This window comes from Nonomuraea sp. B10E15 (genome assembly GCF_039871615.1).
GTDB lineage: Bacteria > Actinomycetota > Actinomycetes > Streptosporangiales > Streptosporangiaceae > Nonomuraea.
This window is the reverse complement of the sequence record NZ_JBDPMB010000004.1, coordinates 247616-270505: the sequence shown is the minus strand read 5'-3', so window position 1 is coordinate 270505 and position 22890 is coordinate 247616. Positions and strand designations below refer to the sequence as shown.

Annotated in this window: 20 protein-coding genes; 14 read left to right on the top strand and 6 right to left on the bottom strand. The window is 71.7% G+C overall.

Annotation, left to right across the window (positions count from 1 at the left end; genetic code table 11):
- Positions 1–105: 105 nt before the first annotated feature.
- From ABGB14_RS16870 to ABGB14_RS16860, 3 genes are all read left to right on the top strand, one after another.
- Positions 106–627 carry a hypothetical protein gene (locus ABGB14_RS16870; RefSeq protein WP_347644597.1) on the top strand — a complete coding sequence of 174 codons (522 nt, stop codon included), beginning with the start codon at positions 106–108 and terminating at the stop codon, positions 625–627.
- 149 nt (positions 628–776) lie between these two features.
- Positions 777–2135, top strand: a complete 1359-nt coding sequence (pafA, locus tag ABGB14_RS16865) for a Pup--protein ligase (protein ID WP_103962987.1) — start codon at positions 777–779, stop codon at positions 2133–2135.
- 122 nt (positions 2136–2257) lie between these two features.
- Positions 2258–3187, top strand: a complete 930-nt coding sequence (locus ABGB14_RS16860) for an FKBP-type peptidyl-prolyl cis-trans isomerase (protein ID WP_347644596.1) — start codon at positions 2258–2260, stop codon at positions 3185–3187.
- A 139-nt stretch (positions 3188–3326) separates the two neighbouring features.
- Here the strand turns inward: ABGB14_RS16860 and ABGB14_RS16855 are convergent, their stop codons facing one another.
- Positions 3327–4793, bottom strand: a complete 1467-nt coding sequence (locus ABGB14_RS16855) for a sulfatase-like hydrolase/transferase (RefSeq protein ID WP_347644595.1) — start codon at positions 4791–4793, stop codon at positions 3327–3329.
- A 17-nt stretch (positions 4794–4810) separates the two neighbouring features.
- On the bottom strand, positions 4811–6262 hold the full coding sequence (locus tag ABGB14_RS16850; RefSeq protein WP_347644594.1) for an extracellular solute-binding protein: 1452 nt from the start codon (positions 6260–6262) through the stop codon (positions 4811–4813).
- Between the two features lie 139 nt (positions 6263–6401).
- Between ABGB14_RS16850 and ABGB14_RS16845 the strand changes: the two genes are divergently transcribed.
- The 5 genes from ABGB14_RS16845 to ABGB14_RS16825 are packed head-to-tail and all read left to right on the top strand — an operon-like array spanning position 6402 to position 15119.
- Positions 6402–7409: a LacI family DNA-binding transcriptional regulator gene (locus ABGB14_RS16845; protein ID WP_347644593.1), complete on the top strand. Its 1008-nt coding sequence runs from the start codon at positions 6402–6404 to the stop codon at positions 7407–7409.
- A complete protein-coding gene (locus tag ABGB14_RS16840) occupies positions 7406–8341 on the top strand; it encodes a sugar ABC transporter permease (protein WP_347644592.1) in 936 nt (311 codons plus the stop codon). The genes ABGB14_RS16845 and ABGB14_RS16840 overlap by 4 nt, the downstream gene beginning before the upstream one ends.
- Positions 8338–9180, top strand: coding sequence for a carbohydrate ABC transporter permease (locus tag ABGB14_RS16835; protein ID WP_347644591.1), 843 nt, complete (start codon positions 8338–8340; stop codon positions 9178–9180). Before ABGB14_RS16840 ends, ABGB14_RS16835 begins: the two co-directional genes overlap by 4 nt.
- 19 nt (positions 9181–9199) lie before the next feature.
- Complete coding sequence (locus ABGB14_RS16830; protein ID WP_347644590.1) at positions 9200–11035, top strand: sugar-binding domain-containing protein; 1836 nt, start codon at positions 9200–9202, stop codon at positions 11033–11035.
- 13 nt (positions 11036–11048) lie between these two features.
- Positions 11049–15119: a glycoside hydrolase family 2 TIM barrel-domain containing protein gene (locus ABGB14_RS16825; protein ID WP_347644589.1), complete on the top strand. Its 4071-nt coding sequence runs from the start codon at positions 11049–11051 to the stop codon at positions 15117–15119.
- 74 nt (positions 15120–15193) lie between these two features.
- Here ABGB14_RS16825 and ABGB14_RS16820 read toward each other — a convergent pair whose 3' ends face one another.
- The 3 genes from ABGB14_RS16820 to ABGB14_RS16810 form a co-directional block, all read right to left on the bottom strand.
- Positions 15194–16339 carry a DUF6596 domain-containing protein gene (locus tag ABGB14_RS16820; protein WP_347644588.1) on the bottom strand — a complete coding sequence of 382 codons (1146 nt, stop codon included), beginning with the start codon at positions 16337–16339 and terminating at the stop codon, positions 15194–15196.
- Positions 16336–16743 carry a YciI family protein gene (locus tag ABGB14_RS16815; RefSeq protein WP_347644786.1) on the bottom strand — a complete coding sequence of 136 codons (408 nt, stop codon included), beginning with the start codon at positions 16741–16743 and terminating at the stop codon, positions 16336–16338. Before ABGB14_RS16815 ends, ABGB14_RS16820 begins: the two co-directional genes overlap by 4 nt.
- 170 nt (positions 16744–16913) lie before the next feature.
- Entirely contained in the window at positions 16914–17453 is a 540-nt protein-coding gene (locus ABGB14_RS16810) for a MarR family transcriptional regulator (RefSeq protein WP_347644587.1), read from the bottom strand.
- A gap of 108 nt (positions 17454–17561) precedes the next feature.
- On the opposite strand from ABGB14_RS16810, the gene ABGB14_RS16805 reads away from it, so the two are divergent.
- From ABGB14_RS16805 to ABGB14_RS16795, 3 genes are read left to right on the top strand one after another with little or no spacing between them, the layout of a single operon-like run.
- On the top strand, positions 17562–18473 hold the full coding sequence (locus ABGB14_RS16805; RefSeq protein WP_347644586.1) for an FKBP-type peptidyl-prolyl cis-trans isomerase: 912 nt from the start codon (positions 17562–17564) through the stop codon (positions 18471–18473).
- 60 nt (positions 18474–18533) lie between these two features.
- Entirely contained in the window at positions 18534–19184 is a 651-nt protein-coding gene (locus ABGB14_RS16800) for a transcriptional regulator (RefSeq protein WP_347644585.1), read from the top strand.
- A 24-nt stretch (positions 19185–19208) separates the two neighbouring features.
- Positions 19209–19697, top strand: a complete 489-nt coding sequence (locus ABGB14_RS16795) for a DUF3291 domain-containing protein (protein ID WP_347644785.1) — start codon at positions 19209–19211, stop codon at positions 19695–19697.
- Here the strand turns inward: ABGB14_RS16795 and ABGB14_RS16790 are convergent.
- On the bottom strand, positions 19643–20716 hold the full coding sequence (locus ABGB14_RS16790) for a DUF3866 family protein (protein WP_347644584.1): 1074 nt from the start codon (positions 20714–20716) through the stop codon (positions 19643–19645). The genes ABGB14_RS16795 and ABGB14_RS16790 overlap by 55 nt on opposite strands.
- A gap of 39 nt (positions 20717–20755) precedes the next feature.
- On the opposite strand from ABGB14_RS16790, the gene ABGB14_RS16785 reads away from it, so the two are divergent.
- Genes ABGB14_RS16785 through ABGB14_RS16775 form a run of 3 tightly spaced genes read left to right on the top strand, consistent with a single transcriptional unit; the run spans position 20756 to position 22838 of the window.
- Positions 20756–21718 carry a WYL domain-containing protein gene (locus ABGB14_RS16785; protein ID WP_347644583.1) on the top strand — a complete coding sequence of 321 codons (963 nt, stop codon included), beginning with the start codon at positions 20756–20758 and terminating at the stop codon, positions 21716–21718.
- Positions 21715–22686 (top strand): WYL domain-containing protein, encoded by a 972-nt coding sequence (locus ABGB14_RS16780; RefSeq protein WP_347644582.1) that lies wholly within the window; start codon positions 21715–21717, stop codon positions 22684–22686. The genes ABGB14_RS16785 and ABGB14_RS16780 overlap by 4 nt, the downstream gene beginning before the upstream one ends.
- Positions 22683–22838, top strand: a complete 156-nt coding sequence (locus tag ABGB14_RS16775; RefSeq protein WP_347622110.1) for a hypothetical protein — start codon at positions 22683–22685, stop codon at positions 22836–22838. Before ABGB14_RS16780 ends, ABGB14_RS16775 begins: the two co-directional genes overlap by 4 nt.
- The last annotated feature ends 52 nt before the right edge of the window (positions 22839–22890 follow it).

The following is a 22890-nucleotide window of genomic DNA, read 5'->3' as shown; positions in this document are numbered from 1 at the left end:
ACGCGGCGGCGCGGCGTTCGTGGCTTCCTGGGGTTCTCCAAGAGTGTGATCTGTTTCACATTGGTTGGGGTGAACTTCGGAGGGCCGTCGAAGATCTCAGGTTCCATGAACACTTCCCTGCGCGGCATCCTCGCGGCCGGGGCGGCCGGGGCCGTGGTGCTGGTATCCGGCGGCGCCGCCGACGCGGCCGCCTACCCGAAGTACAAAGCGCCCAAGACCTTCGGCACGACCTTCCAGGCCGACCCGGGGCACGATTTCACCAAGGGGATCCACTCCCGCCACAACGGCATTCTGCGCGGCCGGATCACCCACGTGCGCGGCGGAGTAGCCGAGTACGAGCCCATCAAGTGGAAGAAGGGCACCCACACCGAAGGGCTGTTCGTCGGCCCGCGCGAGGGGAGCGTCGGCGCGTATGCCTCGCCGATCGCGAAGAACGTGGTGTTCCTGTCGGCGTATGGGTGCAAGTCCACGATGTCGGACATGACGGTCAGCAGGAAGACGGGGCTCGGCGCGAAGCGCTGCTCCAGGGCCACGCTCATCAAGCGGCACGGCGCTCGTCCGCACCCCGCGTTGATCACTGTCCACAAGGGGCGCATCGTCAAGGTGCAGGAGATCTACACCCCTTGACCCGCGCCGTGTGACCCGCGCCCCGAGGGGGCGGGTGCGGGACGAACGCCCGTAAACGCCCGGTCAACGGGACACCCGACGGGGCGGGTGCGGGAAAACACCTGCGAAGATCTCTCCCGCATGCCGATCCGTGGGCATAGTGTGAGGTGATGGATCGTCGCATCTTCGGGCTGGAGAACGAGTACGGCGTGACCTGCACGTTCAGGGGGCAGCGCAGGCTGTCGCCCGACGAGGTCGCGCGCTACTTGTTCCGGCGGGTCGTGTCCTGGGGCCGATCGAGCAACGTCTTCCTCCGCAACGGCGCACGTCTCTACCTCGACGTGGGCAGCCACCCTGAATACGCAACACCTGAGTGTGACAACGTCATCGAGCTCGTCACCCATGACAAGGCGGGCGAGCGCATTCTCGAGGGCCTGCTCGTGGACGCCGAGAAGCGGCTGCGCGAAGAGGGCATCGCCGGTGACATCTATCTGTTCAAGAACAACACCGACTCGGCCGGCAACTCCTACGGCTGCCACGAGAACTATCTCGTGGGCAGGCACGGGGAGTTCGGGCGGCTGGCCGACGTGCTGATCCCGTTCCTGGTGACGCGGCAGATCGTGTGCGGGGCAGGCAAGGTGCTGCAGACGCCACGCGGCGCCGTCTACTGCGTCTCGCAGCGGGCCGAGCACATCTGGGAGGGCGTCTCCAGCGCCACCACCCGGTCGAGGCCCATCATCAACACCCGCGACGAGCCGCATGCCGACGCCGAGCGGTTCCGCCGCCTGCACGTCATCGTGGGCGACTCCAACATGAGCGAGACCACGATGTTGCTCAAGGTCGGCGCCACCGACCTGGTGCTGCGCATGATCGAGTCGGGCACGGTGATGCGTGATCTGTCGCTGGAAAACCCGATCAGGGCGATCCGCGAGGTCTCCCACGATATGACGGGCCGGCGCCGGGTGCGCCTGGCCAACGGGCGCGAGGCCTCCAGCCTGGAGATCCAGCAGGAATACCTGTCGAAGGCGAAGGACTTCGTCGACCGCCGCGGCGGCGACGCCATCGCCCACCGGGTGCTGGAGCTGTGGGAGCGCACGCTGCACGCGGTCGACACCGGCAACCTCGACCTGGTCTCGCGGGAGATCGACTGGGTGACGAAATACCAGCTGATCGAGCGCTACAGGAAGAAGTACGACCTGCCGCTGTCCTCGCCGCGGGTGGCGCAGCTCGATCTGGCCTATCACGACGTGCACCGCAAGCGCGGCCTGTTCTACCTGCTGCAGAAGCGCGGGTCGGTGGAGCGGGTGGCGTCCGACCTGAAGATCTTCGAGGCCAAGTCGGTGCCGCCGCAGACGACGCGGGCGCGGTTGCGCGGCGAGTTCATCCGCAAGGCGCAGGAGAAGCGGCGCGACTTCACCGTCGACTGGGTGCATCTCAAGCTCAACGATCAGGCGCAGCGCACGGTGTTGTGCAAGGACCCGTTCCGCAGCGTGGACGAGCGGGTCGACAAGCTCATCGCCGGCATGTGACCCGTGCCAGAGCGTGGTGTCGCGTTTACCCCGGCCCTACCTGAATGTCGGGTAGTGTGACGCGAATCTGACGTCTTTTCCGAGGGACATTCATGCGCCGCGCTCTGGCCGTTTCGGCCGCCGTGCCTTTGCTCTTGTTCGCCGCCGCGTGCGGCTCCGATGACGGCGCGAACTCCGGCGCCACGTCCAGCGCCGGCGCCACGTCGAGCGCCGCGCCGGCCGACGGCGCCAAGGTGGGGGTCGCGGGCAACGTGGGGGCCAAGCCCACGGTGACCTTCCCGTCCGGCTCGCCCGCCACCACGTCGTCGTACAAGGTGATCCATCCCGGCGACGGCGACGCCATCAAGGCGGGCGACCGGGTTGTCGTCAACCTGACCGTCTACAACTGGGACGGCCAGGGCAACGCCGTGCAGGGCTCCTCCTACGACACCAAGGCGCCCGAGGCCATCCCGGTCAACGAGCAGCTGCCGAAGGTCCTGCAGGAGGGCTTCACCAAGGTCAAGAAGGGCGGCCGGCTGCTGGCCGTGCTGGCCAACGACGCCGCTCCCCAGCAGCAGGCCGCGCCCGCCCAGCCGACCAAGGTGTTCGTGTTCGACGTGGTCGGCACCCAGCCGCCGCCGCTCAAGGCGGCCGAGGGCAAGGAGATCGACGACAGCATCAAGGGTGTCAAGGTCGACAATCCCGGCGGTGAGAAGGCTCCCGGGCTGACCACGAAGACCGATGCGAAGCCGCCGGCGAAGCTCGAGGTCAAGACGGTCATCAAGGGCACCGGCGAGAAGGTGAAGGCCAACCAGACGCTCGCCGTCCACTACACGGGCAAGATCTGGGGCACCGACAAGAAGTTCGACTCCAGCTGGGATCGCGGCCAGCCGGCCGAGTTCCCGCTCGGCCAGGTGATCAAGGGCTGGCAGCAGGGACTGGTCGGGGTGCCGGTCGGCAGCCGGGTCGTGATGAGCATCCCGCCGGACCTCGGCTACGGCGACCAGGAGCAGCAGGGCATCCCCGCGAAGAGCACCCTGGTGTTCGTGGTGGACGTCCTGGGCGCCTACTGATCAGCACCACGGTGCCGGACGGACTCCCGTGATCGGCGGTCGTCCGGCACCGTGGGAGCAGGGCCAGGTGCATGCCGCCCGGTCTCGCGTTCGCGTGATCGACGTCCTCCCCGGCGGACGCGCCAGGACGTGAGCCCCGTTACGCCTGGCTCCAGTTGTGTGGTGGACGTTTGAGCGTGTAGACCGCCTGGGGCAGGTCGTCCCTGACGCGGATCATCCAGCGGGCGAGGTCGGTGGTGAGGTCGGCGCGGACCCCGGCGAGCGCGGGGTCGTCGTAGCGGTTGTCCAGCTCGGCGGGGTCGGCGTCCAGGTCGTAGAGCTCGCCGGTCCCGCGCTCGTCCAGCAGCAGCTTCCACCGCGCGCGCCGGAGCATCACCGTCGTCCCGGACTGGGTGACGGTGTTGAGCTCGTCGAAGGTGCGCCCTTCGTAGGGGAAGTGCAGCAGGGGGCGCTCGTCGACGGTGTACGACAGCCCGCCGAACCCGCGTTCCCCGTAGCCGCTCGCGAACTCCTCGGCCGGGTAGGGCTCCCCGGTGAGCATGGGCCACAGGCTGCGGCCCTGGACACCGGGCGGGATGCCGGCGCCGAGGGCGTCGCAGACCGTCGGGAACAGGTCGGCGAGCGAGACGAAGTCGGTGCCGTTGGCCATCGGCCGCACGCCCGGCCCGGCCACGGCGAACGGGATGCGCATCAGGCACTCCGGCATGCCCGCGCCCTTGCGCTGCAGGCCGTAGTCGCCGGTGTAGTCGCCGTGGTCGGCGACGAAGAACACCAGCGTGTCCGCGTCCCGCCCGGTCTCGCGCAGGTGCGTGAAGAACCGGCGCAGCTGGTCGTCGATGAGGCGGAGCATGCCGCAGTAGTTGGCGCGGTAGCGCCGCCATTCGGCGTCGTAGCCGGGCCGTTTCTCCTCGGTCAGCCGGCGCAGCCACGTGTACATGCCGCCCTTGCGTTCGGCGCCCTCGGGTCCGGACTGCCGGTCGGGCACCTCGTCCTCCGCGAACAGGCTGAAGTACGGCTCGGGGACCTGGTAGGGGTTGTGCGGCTCCGGGAACGACAGCCAGGTGAAGAACGGCCGCCCGGCGGGCGTCTCGTCGATCGCGCTGATCGCGTCGGTGACGATCCGGTGCGGGAACTGGCACTCCAGCGGGAACGGCGCCGGCTCATGGCTGACCGAGTGGTCGAGCGAGACGAGCCATTCCTCGAACGCCTCCTGCTCGGGCGTCGCCGCGTCGGCCGGGCCGCGCTCGTGCCAGTAGGGCGCGGCGAACGTGTCGAAATCGGTGGGCTTGCGGTGGAAGTGCGTCTTGCCCGCCAGGTGCAGCGCGTAGCCGGACTCGCGCAGCACGTCCACCAGGTCGTCGCCGCGGAGCACGTGATGGGCGGCGCTGTTCTGCCTGACCCGGTGCGCGGACGGATACCGCCCGGTGAGCAGGCTGATCCGGGCAGGGACGCACAGCGGGGAGGTCGTGTACGCCCGGCTGAACCGCACGCCGGCGTCCATCAGCCCGTCCAGGAACGGCATGGTGTCCAGGGGGAATCCGCCCGCCGCCGTCCAGCCGGCACGCTGCTGGTCGGTCATGATCAGCACGATGTTCGGTCGTTGCACGGGAACGTTCTCCCTCGTCAGCGCTCGTCGTACATCGGCCTGGTGTAGTCCTTGCCCGGTTTCCAGTTGGGGAAGGCGTAGTCGTCCAGGCTGACCTTCGCGCCCTTCTTCCTGGCCTCCGCGATCGCGCGGTCCCGGTCCTTGGCGGTGTCGCTGGACAGCCTGGTCAGCGCCGCGCGGACGTCGGTGACGTCGCCGGTGAGCGCGCCCTGCACGATGTCGCCGAGGGTGGGGCGCACCGGCTTGGACGCGATCTGCACCTGCTGGATGTCCGCGTTGCCGGCGATCGGGTCGGGGCCGAGGTGGACGCTCTCCCGGAACCAGCCGATGAGCTTCTTGTAGGCGGGGTGCGCTTGGGACTGCTCGACGACGTCGATGTCGCGCGGGGGTTGCGACATGGTCTCGGCGACCCGGCGGGAGTAGTCGGGGGTGGTGAAGTAGTCGCTCAACAGGGTGTTGGCCGCCTGGGCGTGCCGGGTCGTCGGTGACAACCAGTAGTCGCCCGGCTGTGGCACGTGGTAGCTCGCGACGGCGGTGCCCGCGTCGGGCACGAGCATCGGCCCGACGCCCAGCTTCTCCCCGAACTCCGGCATCTCCTGCAGCGCCACGCCGGGGCACCAAGGGCCGTCGAAATAGTACGCCGCCAGCCCCGCGGTCCACCGGGCCCGCGCCACGTCGTCGACCCAGGAGTTGGACCCCGGCACCAGCACCTTGTCCTGGCGCAGCGAGACCAGGAACTCGATCACGTCGAGATATTCGCCGGCGTGGAAGGCGTACTCGCCGCTCTCGTACAACCGTCCTTGCCCGCCGGCGAACCCGGCCGCCTGCGCCAGGTCGTGGACCTGCTCGCCGAGCCGGTCCGGCATGCCGATGTTCCACACCCAGCCGTAGGTGCCCTCGCCGGCCGACTGCTGCACCGCGCGGGCCGCCGCGCGGAACTCGTCGTAGGTCTTCGGCGGCGCCTGCGGGTCCAGCCCGGCGCGCCCGACCAGCTCGGTGTTGAACCAGTTGACGGCGACGTAGACCTGGTGGCTGAAGATCGGGAACGCGTAGATCTTGCCGTCGAAGACGTGCACGCCCTCGACGAGCGAGTCCTTGACCCGGGCCGTCGCCTCCTCGCTGAGGTCCAGCGGCTGCGCCCATCCGGCGGCGACGAGCGCGGCGGCGGGCAGGTTGAGACCGGCGTTGGAGCGGACGTCCGGCAGCTGGTCGCTCTGCTTGGCCAGCTGCAGCGCCTGGCCCATCTTCGCCGGGTTGTAGTACGTGTACTGGACGGGGACGCCGCCGGGGCTCTTGGCATACGTGGCGAAGATCTCCGCCTTGGCCTTCTGCAGCTGGTTCTGGTGGTCCCACCAGGTCAGCGAGGCGCCGCCGCCGCTGCCTCCGCCCCCGCCGCACGCACTGGTCGCCGCCGCGGCGGCCAGGGTGCCCGCCGCGGCGAGGAACCCTCGCCGAGTCATCACGCTCATCGGTCCTGCCTTCCACCCCGCGGCGGTCAAAGGTCTTGTGAAGCAGTGTTGCCGCGTGGCAAAGTCATTCTTGCCACGCGGCATGCCGCGCGGCAAGACTCTCTTGGAAGTCGGCTCCCGATCTGGAGGTTGGACGGTCGTGGTGACACAACGTGACGTAGCGCGGCTGGCGGGAGTCTCCGTACGGACCGTCTCCAACGTCGTGAACAACTTCGCCTACGTGTCCGAGGAGACCCGCGCCCAGGTGCAACGGGCCCTGGAGGAGCTCGACTACCGGCCCAACCTCGCGGCCCGCAGCCTGAACCGGGGGCGCTCCAACCTGCTGGCCCTCGTGCTGCCGCTGGACGTGCCCTACTTCACCGAGCTGGCCGCCCACGTGGTGGACCAGGCCGAGGAGCGCGGATACACGGTGCTTCTCGACCGCACCGAGGGCGTGGCGGAACGCGAGCGGCAGATCACCATGCGGCGGGACCGGTCGGCGCTGTTCGACGGGATCATCTTCAGCCCGCTCGGCCTGACGGAGGACGAGCTGCGCAGCTGGGCGGGCAACTGCCCGGCGGTCATCCTGGGTGAGGTCCGGGTGGAGGGCCTCGACCACGTCGCCATCGACGACACCGCCGCCGCGCGGGCCGCCACGGCTCACCTGGTCTCGCTGGGCCGGACCCGGATCGCCGCCATCGGGCCGGTGGAACGGCCGGTGGGCAACACGGCGGCGCACCGGACGGCCGGATACCGGCAGGCGCTGGAGGAGGCCGGGCTGCCCGAGATCCCCGCGACGGTGCGCCGCTACCAGCGCCAGGACGGGCGGGAGGCGATGGAGCGCCTGCTCGACCTGGACGAGCCGCCGGACGCGGTGTTCTGCTACAACGACCTGCTCGCGATCGGGGCGGTGCGAGCCGTGCTGGCCCGAGGGCTGCGGGTGCCGCAGGACGTCGCCGTCGCCGGGTTCGACGGCATCGAGGAGGGCCGGTTCGTCACCCCGCCCCTGACCACCATCGTGCCCGACAAGAAGAAGATCGCCGAGCTCGCCGTGACCCGCCTGCTGCAGCGCGTCGAGGGTGACCGGGAGCCGGCGGCCGAGCTGGAGGCGCCCTGGCGGCTGATGGTCGACCAGAGCACCACGGGCGTCGCCGGAGCGGGCGCATGACGTTCGCCGTCCCGTCCGCCGGTTCGCGGAAACCGCGCGGCGCCCGCACCACCACGTACGTGTGGTTGTTCCTCGCCCCGACCGTGCTGCTGTACGGCGCGTTCACCGTCTACCCGATCGTCGGCAGCTACGTCTACTCGCTCACCGACTGGAACGGGTTCGACGCCAGCCCGTCGTTCATCGGCGTGACCAACTACCGCGAGGTCCTCGCCGACCCGATGTTCTGGAGCTCGTTCCGGCTGACCCTGACGTTCATGCTCGTCGCCGTACCGCTCCAGGTGCTGACCACCCTGCTGGTCGCGATCGTCCTCAACTCGCCCCGCATGCCGCTGCGCACGTTGTTCCGCACCGCGCTGTTCCTGCCGGTGGTCACCACGACGGCGATCGTCGGCGTGGTCATGCAGTTCGTCTTCGACCCGGCGAGCGGCCCGGTGAACCTCGCGTTGCGCGAGGCCGGCCTGGTGACGGACGGGGTCGACTTCCTCGGCCAGTCGTCCACGGCGCTGGGCACGACGATCGCCGTCTACGTGTGGAAGTGGTTCGGGATCACCCTGGTCTACTGGCTGGCCGCGTTGCAGACCGTGCCCGACGAGGTGTACGAGGCGGCGCGCCTCGACGGGGCCGGCGCGCTGGCCACCCTGCGGCACATCACCACGCCCCTGCTCAAACCGTTCCTGGTCATCATCACCCTGCTGTCGATCGAGGCCTCGTTGCAGGTCTTCGACCTCGTCCTGACCATGACCGGGGGAGGCCCGTTCTACTCGACCGAGGTGATCGAGGTCTACATCTACCGGTGGGCCTTCGCCGCGACGGTGCCCCGGCTCGGATACGCCTCCGCGGCCGCCGTCCTGTTCGGCCTGTTCGTCTGCGTCGTCGGGCTGCTGCAGCTCCTCGCGGTCCGCGCCACCCGCAAGGCCAGGGGGGCGGCATGACCCTGTCCAAGGCGCTGCGCCGGCTGCCCTGGTGGCTGGCCGCCGCCGCGCTCGCCACCGGCTGCCTGATCTGGATCTACCCGTTCCTGTGGATGGTCGCCGCGTCGTTGAAGACGTCGGCAGAGGTGTTCACCCAAGGGCTCGACCTGCTGCCGGGCAACCCGCAGTGGGAGAACTACGAGCGCGCCTGGGGGGACGCCCAGTTCGGGAAATACCTGCTCAACACCGTGATCGTCACGGTGGCCACGGTGGTGGTCGTGGTCGTCAGGTGCGCCATGGCGGGTTATGTCCTCGCCCGCCACGAGTTCCGCGGGCGCAAGATCGTCATGGGCACCCTGATCGCCACCCTGTTCGTGCCGGCCGGCTACACCATCATCCCGCTGGTCGACCTCGCCCAGCGGCTGGGCATGCTGAACTCGCTGACCGGCATGATCCTGGCGATGTCGGGCGCCGCGCACGTGGCGGCGATCCTGCTCTACATCGGCTACTTCCGCGGCATCCCCAAGGAGCTCACCGAAGCCGCGCTCATGGACGGCGCCGGGTTCGGGACCGTCTTCTTCCGCATCATGCTGCCGCTGGCCAAGCCGGTGACCGCCACGGTGACCGTGCTCACCTTCCTGAACACCTGGAACGCGTTCTTCCTGCCGCTGGTCTTCACCTTCTCCCGGCCCGACCTGCGCACCGTGAGCGTCGGCATGCTCGCGTTCGTGGGCGAGAACGCCACCGACTGGTCGGGCATGGCCGCCGCGGCGACGATCTCGCTGCTGCCGGTCGTCGCGCTGTTCATCGCCCTGCAGCGCTACTTCGTCGAAGGCATCGCCGGCGCCGTCAAGTCCTGAGCACATCACCATCGAGAAAGTGAGCATCGTGCCTGAGAGCCCCGTGGTTCCCCGCCCGGAGTATCCCCGCCCCCAGTTCGTCCGCGCCGCATGGCAGTGCCTCAACGGAACCTGGCAGTTCGAGAGGGACCCCGGCGATTCCGGGCTGGAGCGCGGGCTGCTCGACCGCGACCTGGCCGGCGAGATCGTCGTGCCGTTCTGCCCGGAGGCGCCGCTGTCCGGCGTCGGCGACCCCGACTTCCACCCGGCCGTCTGGTACCGCCGCACCGTCGAGGTGCCGGAGGAGTGGGCGGGGCAGCGGGTGCTGCTGCACTTCCAGGCGGTGGACCACGACGCCACGGTGTGGGTCGACGGCGTCGAAGCCGGCCGGCACCGGGGCGGGTTCACCCCGTTCACCTGCGACCTGGCCGCCGCGGCCGATCCGGCGCGCACGTACACCGTGGTCGTGCGCGCCCGCGATCCCCGCACCGGGCCGCAGGCGCGCGGCAAGCAGGCGACCACCTACGAGGGGCGCGGAGCGCGCTACGGACGCACCACCGGCATCTGGCAGACGGTGTGGTGCGAGCCCGTGCCCGGCCCGCACCTCGGCCGGCCGCGGATCACGCCCAACGTCGCCGCGTCCGCGTTCCGGGTCACGGTGCCGCTGTCGGCCAACCGCGCCGGGCACGAGGTGCGGGTGACGGTGTCGGACCAGGCGGGCGAGCTCGCGCAGGCGCGGGCGCGCGCCGACCTCGACCTGTCCGCCGAGGTGTGGCTGGCGCTGCCGGACGACCGGGTACGCCTGTGGCGCCCCGAGGACCCGCACCTGTACGACCTGCGCATCGACCTGCTCGACGGCGACGGCGCCGTGGTCGACACCGCGGCGAGTTACGCCGGGCTGCGCTCGGTCGCCATCGACGGGCACGCCGTCCTGCTCAACGGCCAGGCGTGCTTCCAGCGGCTCGTGCTCGACCAGGGCTACTATCCCGACGGCCTCATGACCGCGCCGACGGACGAGGCCCTGCGCCGCGACATCGAGCTGGCCGTGGCCGCGGGATTCAACGGCGCCCGGCTGCACCAGAAGGTGTTCGAGGAGCGCTACCTGTACCACGCCGACCGGGCGGGCTTCCTGGTCTGGGGCGAGTTCGGCGACTGGGGAGCGAACACCGGCGGGCCGGCCGGCGACAACCAGCAGCCCACCGCGACGTTCGTGACGCAGTGGCTGGAGGCGGTCGAGCGCGACTACTCCCACCCGAGCATCGTCGGGTGGTGCCCGCTCAACGAGACCTGGCAGCGGCTGCACGACCGGATCACCGTCCTCGACGACGTCACCCTGGGCATGTACCTCGCCACCAAGGCGGCCGACCCCACCCGCCCGGTGCTCGACGCGTCCGGCTACGCGCACCGGGTTCCCGGCGCCGACGTCTACGACTCGCACTGCTACGAGCAGGATCCCGAGGTGTTCGGCAAGCTCATGGCCGGCCTGGCCGAGGGGGAGCCGTACGTCAACGCCGGCCGCGACGGCACGGCCTGGTCGGTGCCGTACCGCGGGCAGCCGTACTTCTGCAGCGAGTTCGGGGGCATCTGGTGGAACCCGGACGTGCGTCCCGGGGAGAGCTCCTGGGGGTACGGCGAACGGCCCACGAGCGAGGAGGAGCTCCAGCGGCGCTTCGCCGGGCTGGTCGGGGTCCTGCTGGACGACCCCCTGATGTTCGGCTACTGCTACACCCAGCTCACGGACGTCTTCCAGGAACAGAACGGCGTCTACCGCTTCGACCGCACGAGCAAGCTGGACGTCTCGCGGATCCGCGCGGCGCAGCGACGCCCGGCCGCCATCGAGCGGGCCTCCACGTCCTCCTCTTCACCCACCATGTAGATCGGTGACCTCGATGTCTGGAGCCACAGGCGGGCGGGGCGTGCGGGCCCCGGCCGCGACGACACGCCGGAACCTGGCCGTCGCCCTGATCAGCGTTCTGGCGCTGCTGTGCCCGGGGATCCCGGCCCTCGCCGAGCCGGACCCGGGCCCAGGGGGCGGCCCGGCCGCCGGAGCCCCGGCGGGGAGGACGATCGACGTGCGCGGCCGGGTGGTGGAGGCCCGCGGCGGCGCGCCGGTCGAAGGCGCCACCGTGCACGCCTCCAGGTCGGAGGCGTTCGCCACGACCGCGAGGGACGGCGCCTTCACCCTGACCGGCGTGCCGGACGGCAGCGCCCTCGTGGTCGCGGCCAAGGAGGGGTACGCCTTCGCCTCCACGACCACGGCCCGTACGGTCACGCTCGAGCTCGAGCGCGACACCGCGCCGGCCAGGGCGGAATATCCGCGTCCCGACGCCGACCGGCGCCCGTTCACCGGCGGCGCATGGATGTCGCTGAACGGCACCTGGTCGTTCGACTTCGACCCCGGCGACGCCGGGGAGCGGGAGCGCTGGTTCGACCCCGGGCACACGTTCGGCAAGGCGATCCGGGTGCCGTTCGGCTACCAGTCGATGGCGGCCTGGGGTGAGGAGACGCTGGCGACCAAGGAGATCTTCCGCAGCGCCTTCTCCTCCTACCGCGGAACGGTGTGGTACCGGCGCTCCTTCACCGTCCCCGAGGACTTCTCCGGCCGGGAGACCAGGCTCCGCATCGGGGCCGCCGACTGGGGCGCGGCGGTCTGGCTCGACGGCGAGCCGGTGCTGCCCTACTCCGGCGACGGCTACACCGAGATCAGCGCGGGGCTGGGCGCGCTGGCTCCCGGCTCGACCCACACGCTGACGATCCGGGTGGTCGCGCCCCCGACGACACCCGGCTCGCCCTACCCGATGGGCAAGCAGACGGGCGTCCCCGACGGCGAGAACACCGGCTGGTTCACCGACGTCGGCGGCATCTGGCAGTCGGTGTGGATCGAACCCTACGACGGCGCCCGGCTCACCGGGACCAGGATCACCCCCGAGCTGACCTTCGAGGGGGAGTCGCGCACGCCGTCCGCGGCCGCCGCGAAGATCGACCTCGCGGCCGACGGCGCGGCGGACAGCGCGACCGTACGGGTGAAGGACCCGCGCGGCAAGGTCGTCGGCACCGCCACCGTGCCGCTGGACGGCGGCCGGGGCACGGCGCGGATCCCGATCGAGCGCCCGCGCCTGTGGGAGCCGGACGACCCGGCGCTGTACACCGCCGACGTCCGGCTGGGAGACGACGACGGCGTCAGGACGGCCTTCGGGCTGCGGACGATCGACCGCAAGTGGGCCCCCGGCCACACCGGCGAGTACCAGTACATCCACCTCAACAACCGGCCGATCTACGTGCGCGGCGTCCTCGACCAGGGCTACAACCCGTGGGGCCTGTACACCTACACCGGGGTCACCGCCGGCCCCGACCTGCGCACCGGCAGCGAGGCCGAGCCGGGCCGCGGATCGATCCTGCTCGACCTGAAGAACGCCAAGAAGCTCGGCTTCAACGTCATCAGGAACCACCTCAAGGTCAACGAACCTGCCTACTACCACTGGGCGGACAGGCTCGGGCTGATGATCTGGTACGACCTGCCCAACGCGGGCTGGCACTCCCTGGGAGAGGAGGCGGAACGGCTCTTCGAAGGGCTGCTGCGCACCACGTTCCAGCGCGATCACAACCACCCGTCGATCGTGATCTGGACGATCTTCAACGAGTCGTGGGGGATCAACAAGGATCCGTGGCAGCAGCCGATCCCGGCGGAGGCGTTCCCGTACGTCCGCAGGATGGTGCGGATCGCGCACGACCTCGACCCGTCCCGGCTGGTCGTCGACAACTCCGCCTGCTGCCAGAACGGCCACCTCGACACCGACCTCAACGACTGGCACTACTACCTGGCCACGTACGACGAGTGGAAGAAGCTCCTCGACGGGTTCGACGCCCAGGTCAAGCCGGGTTCCACCTGGAACTTCGACGACGGGGCACAGAGCGGGCAACCCTGGCTCAACTCCGAGTTCGCCATCAGGGGCGGGCAGTTCCCCCACACGGCGAGCCTCTTCCGCGCCTACCCCAAGCTCAACGGCTACGTCGGCGTGCAGCTGGCCGAGACCGAGCAGGAGGTCCACAGCCCGGTCACCTTCGACCGGCAGCCGAACCAGCCGGAGTTCACCGACCACCGGGGCAGGGCCCGCGGCATCGAGATGTTCCAGGCCGACGACGCGATCTCCTTGATGGGCAGGTCGGCGCGGACCGTCGAACGCGGCGGCACGATCGACGTCCCGGTCAGGGTCAGCCACTTCAGCGACCACGACCTCTCCCGGGCGAAGCTGCGCTGGAAGATCGGCGGGTACGACGACGAGGGCCGCTGGATGGCCGACGCCGGAGGCGGCTCGCGCGAGGTCGCACCCGCGCGGTACACCGTCACCGACGCCGGCACCGTGTCGGTCACCGCACCCGCCGGGCTGCGGGCCGGGCATCTGTGGATCTGGCTCGAGGCCGGCGGCAGGACCCTCGCCGAGAACTACCTCACCTTTGACTCCCCCGGCGGCGAGACCGGCTTCCCCGCCGGCGAGGTGACGGCGCAGGAGTGGACCGGCGGGGCCCAGGCCAGCACCACCGGCGGATCGGACCGGGTCACCGGTCACGGCCGCGGCTACTTCGAGTACGAGGTCAAGGTGCCCGAGAAGCTGCGCGGGGCGCGCGGCGCGACCCTGGTCGCGGAGGTCGCCTCCGCACAGGCACGCGGCTGGTACGACCCCAACAACAAGACCAGCGCGCGCCGCCACCCCACCCGCCTCACCGTTTCCGTCAACGGCAGCCCGCTGCCGCCGGTCGAGCTGCCCGACGATCCCCACGGCCCGGCGGCGCTGGCCGGTCGATCGCGTGGTTCCCTCGCGGGGGACTTCGGCAACCGCTACGGCTACCGCGTCGCCGTCCCGATCACCGGGAGGCAACTCGGCGACGCGGGCACCGTCACGCTGCGCTTCGCCTCCGACGGCGGCGGGTTGTCGATCTTCGGCGCCCGCGCGGGCCGCCACGGCACGCCGCCCGCGCTGGCCGGCGGAAGGGTCTCCGTGCCCGACGAACGCCCGCGGTTCAAGGCCGTCGACTCGCGGCTCTCGGTGTACCAGGCCCCGGCCGCGATCGCGCCCGGATCCGGCACCGGGACGGCGATCGTCTCCGTGGTCAACGACACCGGCAGGACGGTCCGGAACGTGCGGGTGCGGATGTCGGCCCCCGGCGGCTGGAGCGCGACCGCCGCCGAGCCGGACACGATCGGCTCGCTGAAGCCCGGCCAGGCCCGGCACATCGCGTACACCGTGCGGGCGGAGTCGGACGTGCTGACCGGCCAGACCGCGGACTTCACCGCCACCGCGAGCTGGGGCGAGCACGCGATCCAGGTGATCAGCAGATCGACGGTGGCGTTCGACCCCGGCGCCTACTCCGAGGCCGGCGTGGACGACACCTTCGACACCGACTCCAGCGCCGGCTACACGGTGCACCAGCCGTCGGCGGGCGAGGCGCTGCCGCGGTTGACCTTCGGCGCGGGCAGCCTGCGGGCGCAGGGTCCCGGCGCCTACTACGGGCTGGTCGCCCATGGCTCGGGGCCGCGGAGCTCCCGGGCCGTGGTGATCGTCGACCACGGCAGATGGGCGGGCACGGGGAAAGGGCAGGACGCCCTGTTCAACGGGCTGGTCAAGGACGAGCGCAACTACGTCATGGCCTGGACCGGGATCAAGGGCCGGCACGGCGTCGACATCAGGATCGACGGCAGGCTCACCAGCGCCTGCTGCTCCACGGCGCCGCTCGAACCCGGCGACCGCTGGGCGTACGTCCTGGACGGCAACACGATCAGCACCTGGGTCGACCGGGGGCGGGGCTGGGGCTGGTCGCAGATCATGACGGCCACGACCCAGGGCCGGGTCGACTTCACCCTGCCGGGCGCGCTGGACGGCTGGCACTACGCCGCGGGCCTGCGCGGCAACGCCGGCACCCAGGCGATCGACCGCCTGGAGGCGCGCAGCGCCCCCGGCTGAGCGCGCCGGCCCGGTCATCCGGCCCGGTCATCCGGCCCGGTCGGCCGGCCCGCGCACCCATGAGCGCTCGCCGCTCAAGCGCGCAGCCGTGCGTTGAGCCGTGCGGCCTGCCGCGTGAGGTGGTCGCGTTCGGGGACGCTGAGCGCCGATCGGGCGGCCTCGGCGTAGAGCCGGGCCGCGGTGACCGGGTCACCGTCACGCTCGTGCAGGTACGCCGCGACGGCGGTGTGGCGGGGCAGGGCGGGGTCGAGCTCCGCCAGGGCGGCCAGGCCGGCCCGCGGGCCGTCGGCCTCGCCGACCGCTACGGCCCGGTTGAGGCGGGCCACCGGGCTGCCGGTGAGGCGCAGCAGTTCGTCGTACCACTCGACGATCTGCACCCAGTCGGTCTCCTCGGCCGTGCCGGCGTCGGCGTGCAGCGCGGCGATGGCGGCCTGGGCCTGGTACTCGCCCAGGCGGTCGCGGGCGAGGGCCGCCTGGAGCACGTCGACGCCCTCGGCGATCAGGCGGGTGTTCCACAGGCCGCGGTCCTGCTCGGCCAGGGGCACGAGCCTGCCGTCGGGGCCGGTCCGCGCCGGGCGCCGTGCGTGGTGGAGCAGCATGAGCGCGAGCAGGCCCGCGACCTCCTCGTGGCGGGTCCTGGCCGCCAGCTGGCGGGTGAGCCGGATCGCCTCTGCGGCCAGGTCGACGTCGCCGGAGTAGCCCTCGTTGAAGACGAGGTAGAGCACGCGCAGCACCGTGGCGACGTCACCGGGCTGGTCGAGCCGGACGGACGAGACGGTCCGCTTGGCCCTGCTGATCCGCTGGGCCATGGTCGCCTCGGGCACGAGGTAGGCCTGCGCGATCTGCCGCGTGGTCAGGCCGCCGACCGCGCGCAGGGTCAGCGCGACGGCCGACGCCGGGGTCAGGGACGGGTGCGCGCACAGGAAGTACAGCCGGAGCGTGTCGTCCACCGCCTCGGCCTGGCCGGGCAGGGGCTCGCCCTCGGCGCGCACCTCGCGGTTCCTCCGGGAGGTGTCGGCGCGGGCGGCGTCGAGGAACTTGTGCCAGGCCGCGGTGACCAGCCAGCCCTTGGGATCCCGCGGCGGGTCGTCCGGCCACACGCGCACGGCCTCGACGAGGGCGTCCTGCACGGCGTCCTCGGCCGCCGCGAAGTCCGCTCCGCGACGGACGAGGACACCGATCACCGCGGGCACCAGCTCCCGCAGCAGCGACTCGTTCACTCGGTCACCGTGGGGGCCTCGTGCATGAAGGGGCGCACCTCCAGCCACTCGTGGATCGGCTTGCCACCCGCACCCGGTGCCGCGGACAACTCGCCGGCCAGCTCCAGCGCCCGCTCGTAGGTGTCGACGTCGATCACCATCCAGCCGGCGATCAGATCCTTGGTCTCCGCGAACGGGCCGTCGGTGACCGGCGGCCGGCCCTCGCCGTCGTAGCGGACGAACGTGCCCTCCGGGGAGAGCGCCTGGCCGTCGACGTACTCGCCGGTGCTCTCCAGCCGGGTGGCGAAGTCCTGCATGTACTGCACGTGGGCCGTGAGTTCCTCCGGCGTCCACTGCTCCATCGGCACGTCGTTGACCGCTGCCGGCGCGCCACGGTAGTGCTTGAGCAGCAGGTATTTGGCCATCATGTTCTCCTTCGTGCGATACGGCCCATTGTGGCCGGTGTTCGCTGCGGGGACGGAGCCGCGCGCGGGTTCTCGACATCCCCTCGGAACTTTTTTCCGGTGGATGTCAGCAGCCGCGGCGTACGGCCCTCCCAGCCGGCCCGCTGCCCCGGGCGTCCCGGGCGGTGCTGTCAGTTCGGCTGTCGCCGGTCCTGGCGCTCGGCTTCACCGACCGGGCAGGTCGAATGCTCCGTGGCACACGCGCCCCGGTCGCAGAGCCGGCAGATGTACTGGGCGTTCCCGTTGTCCTCGTACAGCCGCGTGAGGATCTTGACGAGCAGGCACGACAGGGTCTGCCGCTCTCCTTCGTCGAGGCATTCGAGCACGCCGCTGAGCGGGGTCGCCCGGGCTCCCAGGATGTGCTGGGTCGTGGCCCAGCCCGTTTCCGTGAGCGAGACGGTGACCCAGTGACTGTTGAAGGGGTGCGGTGAGCGCTTGAGCAGGCCGTCGGCTTCGAGCGTGTCGACCATCCTGGCGGCGGCCGACTGCGTGAGTCCCACGCGCCGGCCGAGCTCCGACACGCTGAGGCCGGGACTGGCGGACAGCGTGACCAGCGCCGTAGCCGCCCGGGCGGTCACTCCGGCGGCGCGGGTCACGTTGCCGAGCGTCACGTCCGTCAGGGCCAGCGCGGTGGCGCCCAACAGGTTCGCTGTCGTGTTGGAATCATGCATTCCTCATTTTAACATGCACTACTCATGATTGCCGGTCCGCGGCGTGGCGGCGCGGTAGCATCGCGTGGCCCCGGCAGCCCCCCGCCTGGGCCACGCGGGAGGTCTCCTATGCGTCGCCGTATCGTCGCGCTGCTGCTTGCGGCGCTGCTCGCGCCGGCCGGTTGCACGGGCGAGGCCGCGGACGGCCCGGAGCTGAAGGTGGACGGCGCGTTCGGCGCCCGGCCCACGATCGTCTTTCCCGCCGGCAAGCCGGTGGACGAGCTGCAGGTCGACGAGCCGGCCGCGGGCAAGGGCGAGCGGCTGCGCCCCGGCGACGTGGCGATCGTCCAGTACACCGCGCACGTCTGGAACGGCAGGGACAACCGCCTGGTCGACTCCAGCTTCACCCGGGGCACCCCCGCCGCGTTCCCGGTGGGGCGGCTGCTGCCGGGGCTGGAGCGGGCTCTCCAGGGCCGCAGGGTGGGCAGCAGGGTGATCGCCGCCATCCCGCCGGGCGACGGCTTCGGCGCCAACCCGCCGCGGGGGATCGCGCCGGACGAGGAGCTGCTCTACGTCGTCGACATCCTCGGCGCCCACCCCAAGGGCGTGTCGATCGAGGCGCGCGGCGGCTCGCTGGCCGGCGTGCGCGTCTCCGGCGGCGCCAGGAACGGCAGACCGCCGGCGCTGTCGGTGCCGGCGACCGCGCCGCCCGCCCGGTTCGCGGCCAAGGTGCTGCACCGCGGCAAGGGGCGCAGGACCCAGGCGGGGCAGCTCGTGGTCGCCCAGTACGAAGGCGCGATCTGGGGCCGGCGCCGCGTCTTCGACGCGACCTGGACGACCGGCGGGCCCAGAGCGTTCAAGCTCGGCGACGGAAGCTTGATCAAGGCGTGGGACAGGGCGCTCGTCGGCGTCCCCACCGGCAGCCGGGTCGTGATGATCGTGCCGCCCTCCGACGGGTACGGACGCTCCGGCAACCCCGCGTACGGCGTCAAGGGCTCCGACACGCTCGTCTTCGTCGTGGACGTCGTCGCGGCCTACTGACGCCGCCGGGGCCCGCCGGGGCCCGCTCCGGCCGGCCGGAGGCTTTCGTAGACTCCCGCTGTGAGTAGCGACGACCTCGACGCGCTGGCCCTGCTGCACGACCCCGTACGCCGCAGCCTGTACGACGTGGTGGCGGGCAGCGGCGGCGACGTCGGGAGGGGAGAGGCGGCCGAGGCCGCGGGCGTGTCCAGGACCCTCGCCGGCCACCACCTCGACCGGCTGGTCGAGGCCGGGCTGCTGGAGAGCGGCCTGCGGCGGCCGGAGAAGAAGGGGCCGGGCAGCGGCCGGCCCGCCAAGGTCTACCGCAGGGCCGGGGGCGAGCGGTCGGTGAGCCTGCCGCCGCGCGACTACACGACCCTCGCCTCCGTCCTGGCCGGCGTGGTCGACCTGCTCGGCGCCGAGGAGCAGGCCGAGCTGGCGGCGCGCGACGCGGGCGCGAGGATGGCGGGGCGGCACCGGGGAGAGCCGGTGGAGCGGGTGCTGGGCGAGCGCGGCTACGAGCCCTACGAGGAGGACGGCCTGCTGCGGCTGCGCAACTGCCCGTTCCACGTGCTGGCGAAGGAGCAGCCGCTGCTGGTGTGCTCGGTCAACCTGGCCCTGTGCCAGGGGCTGCTTGAAGGGCTGGGCGACGACCCGGGCAGGGCGCGGCTCGACCCGCGGCCGGGGGAGTGCTGCGTGGCCTTCGCCGCTTCTAAAACAAATGAAGATTGACATAGAAGGTGGAGGGGTGATGTGCTGAGCGGCATGCATCTGGCCCAGCTCAACGTCGCGCACTTGCGCGCGCCCGTCGACAGCCCCGAACTCGCCGAGTTCATCGCCCTGTTCGAACCCGTCAACGCGATCGCCGACGCGGCGCCGGGGTTCGTGTGGCGGCTGAAGGAGAGCGAGACCGACCCCACCGCCACCGTCGTGCACGACTACGGCGACCACCTGCTGGTCAACTTCTCGGTGTGGGAGTCGCGCGACGCGCTGTGGAACTACGTCTACCGCAGCCCTCACCTGGGCGTGCTGCGCCGGCGCAGGGAGTGGTTCCTGCGCGTGGCGGAGCCGTACACCGTCATGTGGTGGATCCCTGAAGGGCACATCCCGCCGCTGGCTGAGGGCATGCGGCGGCTGGAACGCCTCAAGGCCGAGGGGCCGAGCCCCGAGGCGTTCACCCTCAAGGACTCCTACGCCAGCAGCGAGGCCGCCAGCCTGCCGGCCGCCGCCGAGGCCAGGAAATAGGGCAGATCCTCCTCGAGGCCCCTGCCCATCGTCGACAACCGCACCGGAGACCCGCGCAGCGCCTCGTGCAGGCCGTCCACCGGCACCGGGACGAGGCGGTGGCGCACCGCCAGCAGCTCCGCCTGGTCCCTGACCCGCTCGCCGAACGCGCCCGGCAACTCGGGCACCGGCACGTCGGCGGGCGACAGGGCGACCCGGCCGTAGGCGGTCAGCGAGTGGTGCGAGACGCCGTAGTGGCGCTCGCGCTTGTCGCCCTCGCTGACCCGCAGCGCGGCCACCGGCCGCCCCAGCAGCACGCCCGCCGCGTTCACCGCCTCACCCGCCGACACCCCCGAGAAGCCCCACCGGGTCCCCGTGCCCAGGTTGCCCGGCCCCTGCGTGACGATCGCCAGGTCGGCCTCCAGCACGTGCCTGGCCGCCAGCAGCCCGGTGTGGACGGTGACCGCCTCCACGTCACCGCCGAACGACTGCCCGACCGTCACCACGCCCGCCAGCCAGCCGGTCTCACGCAGCCGGGCCGCCGCCATCGAGAACCACGCCGGCAGCGCGCCGCCGTCCAGCATCACGTACGCCACGCGGATCCCGGATCGCGCGGCCGAGGCGTACAGGCCGCACAGGATCGGCGGCAGCGCCGAGTGCAGATCCGCCACGATCACCGGCATGCCGTCCAGCGAGTCGGCCTCCCGCAACCGGTCGTGATGAGGGGAGTCCTGCTCGTCGGCGCCCAGCACCGTGGCCTGCAGCGGTGTGTACCGGGCCTTCACCAGGTGCCCGGGACCGTCAGGATCTTGCGGCAAACGGTTCGGGACGGCCACCACCATGGCGTAACCTCCCGTACCGAGACCCATCGCGAGCGCGGTCGTGTTGAGCAGCACCTCGTCGCCGGGTTCCGGGCGCCCGACCAACGGCGGATACGCCAGCGCCCGGCACTCCCCCTCGGGGACGGCGACATCCAGCTCCACCGCTCCCGGCCACTCGCGTCGGATCCTGACAACCTCGCCCTTGCGCCATCTGATCACGGGGGCAGGGTAGCGTCGATTGAAGGAGGAGTGAGGCAGATGTCGCGCCGGAAGACAGAACGGTTGCTCAATCTGGTGATCTGCCTGCTCGCCACCCGGCGCCCGCTGTCGGCCGAGCAGATCCGCCACGCCGTCCCCGGCTACGACCGCGACGGCGACGAGGCGTTCCAGCGCATGTTCGAGCGCGACAAGAACGAGCTGCGCGAGCTCGGCATCCCCATCGACGTGGTGCGCGACCCGTGGGAGGACGAGCCCGGCTACCGGATCGAGCGGCAGTCGTACGAGCTGCCCGAGATCACCCTGGAACCCGACGAGGCCGCCGTGCTGGGGCTGGCCGCCCAGGTGTGGCAGCGCGCCAGCCTGGCCGAGGCCGCCTCGGGGGCGCTGCTGAAGCTGCGCGCCGGCGGCGTCGCCACCGACCAGCCCGTCGGCGCGGCGATGGGCGGGGGAGCGCTGGAACTGCGCGTCGACACCCGCGACCCCGCCTTCCCCGCGTTGTGGAACGCCGTACGCGACCGGCGGGTGGTGCGCTTCGACTACCGCGGCGCCGGCAGCGAGGAGGTCCGCACCCGCACCGTGGAGCCGTGGGGCGTGGTCAGCAGGCGCGGCCGCTGGTATCTCGCCGGGTTCGACCGCGGCAGGGACGCCCCGCGCGCCTTCCGCCTCAGCCGCATCACCGGGCAGGTCGCGGCGGTCGGCAAGCCGGGCGCGGTCGAGGTGCCGGAAGGCGTCGACGTGCGGTCCATGGTCGGCTACCCCGACGAGGCGACGGACGAGCGGGTCGCGGTGGTCCGCGTGCGCCAGGGGACGTGCGAGGGGGTTCGCCAGCTGGCCAGGGCCGTGCACACCGGCGCGGACGGGTGGGACGACGCCGAGCTGACCTTCTCCGACCCCGAGCGGCTGGCCGGGTGGATGGCCAGCCTCGGCGGCGACGTCGAGGTCGTCGAGCCCCCCGACGCCCGCGAGGCCGTCATCCGCCGACTGAAAGGGGCGCTCGCATGAGCGGGTCCGCCGACCGGCTGCCGCGACTGCTGTCGCTGGTGCCGTACCTGATGTCCCACCCCGGGGCGCAGGTCGGCGAGGTGGCCGCGGTGTTCGGGCTGAGCGAGAAGCAGCTCATCGACGACCTGCAGCTCGTGTGGATGTGCGGGCTGCCCGGTCACACCCCCGGCGACCTCATCGACGTGTCCTGGGACGGCGGCGAGATCCTCATCGACAACGCCGACACGATCGCCAGGCCGCTGCGGCTGGGCATCGACGAGGCCAGCGCGCTGCTGGTCGCGCTGCGCATGCTGGCCGCGACCCCGCAACTGGCCGACGTGCAGGGCGCGGGAGACGCGCTGCCCCGCGTGATGGCCAAGCTGGAGCAGGCGGCCGGCGAGGGCGCGGCCACCGTCAGCAGCCAGGTCGCCGTCGACGTCGAGGCCGCCCCCGACGCCCTGCCGCGCGTGCGCGAGGGCCTCACCAAGGGACGCAGGCTGTCGCTGCGCTACTACGTGCCGGGCCGCGACGAGGTGACGCCGCGCGAGGTCGACCCGATGCGGATCGTGGTCGTCGACGGCCGCGCCTACCTGGAGGGCTGGTGCTACCGCGCCGAGGCGATGCGGCTGTTCCGGCTCGACCGGATGCTCGGCGTCGACCTCCTCGACGTGCCCGCCGACCCGCCCGCCGAGGCCGAGCCCATCGACCTCGCCCAGGGGGTCTTCCGGCCCTCGCCCACCGACGAGCTGGTCGAGCTGGAGGTCAGCGCCGCCGGCCGGTGGATCGCCGAGTACTACCCGTGCGAGCAGGTCACCGAGCTGGGCGAGGGGCGGCTGCGGGTGGCGCTGCGCGCCCGCGACCAGGACTGGATCCTCAAGCTGGCGCTGCGCCTCGGCGACACCGGCAGGGTCGTCGCGCCGCCCGCGATGGCCGAGGCCGTGCGCCAGGAGGCCGAGCGGGCCCTGGCGTTGTACGCTCACCGGTCATGACGTGGATTCTCCTGGCCGCCGGGCTGTGCCTGGCCGGGCTGGCCGTGCTCGGGGTCGCGGGCGCCCGGGTCGTGGCCGCCGCACGTGACCTGAACAGGGAGATCGCTCAGGTTCATGAGCAATTCAGGGATAAACAGGACGCCAAGGGATGAGGCAGCGGCCCCGGCAGCGTACGATCGGTCGTGAAGGACAGCACTCGTTAAC

Coding starts and splice junctions, on each gene's coding strand:
- ABGB14_RS16870 (WP_347644597.1), top strand. CDS start 106: ATGAACACTTCCCTGCGCGGCATCCTCGCGGCCGGGGCGGCCGGGGCC.
- pafA (WP_103962987.1), top strand. CDS start 777: ATGGATCGTCGCATCTTCGGGCTGGAGAACGAGTACGGCGTGACCTGC.
- ABGB14_RS16850 (WP_347644594.1), bottom strand. CDS start 6,262: ATGAGCGTGATGACTCGGCGAGGGTTCCTCGCCGCGGCGGGCACCCTG.
- ABGB14_RS16840 (WP_347644592.1), top strand. CDS start 7,406: ATGACGTTCGCCGTCCCGTCCGCCGGTTCGCGGAAACCGCGCGGCGCC.
- ABGB14_RS16835 (WP_347644591.1), top strand. CDS start 8,338: ATGACCCTGTCCAAGGCGCTGCGCCGGCTGCCCTGGTGGCTGGCCGCC.
- ABGB14_RS16825 (WP_347644589.1), top strand. CDS start 11,049: ATGTCTGGAGCCACAGGCGGGCGGGGCGTGCGGGCCCCGGCCGCGACG.
- ABGB14_RS16815 (WP_347644786.1), bottom strand. CDS start 16,743: ATGGCCAAATACCTGCTGCTCAAGCACTACCGTGGCGCGCCGGCAGCG.
- ABGB14_RS16810 (WP_347644587.1), bottom strand. CDS start 17,453: ATGCATGATTCCAACACGACAGCGAACCTGTTGGGCGCCACCGCGCTG.
- ABGB14_RS16805 (WP_347644586.1), top strand. CDS start 17,562: ATGCGTCGCCGTATCGTCGCGCTGCTGCTTGCGGCGCTGCTCGCGCCG.
- ABGB14_RS16785 (WP_347644583.1), top strand. CDS start 20,756: ATGTCGCGCCGGAAGACAGAACGGTTGCTCAATCTGGTGATCTGCCTG.
- ABGB14_RS16780 (WP_347644582.1), top strand. CDS start 21,715: ATGAGCGGGTCCGCCGACCGGCTGCCGCGACTGCTGTCGCTGGTGCCG.
- ABGB14_RS16775 (WP_347622110.1), top strand. CDS start 22,683: ATGACGTGGATTCTCCTGGCCGCCGGGCTGTGCCTGGCCGGGCTGGCC.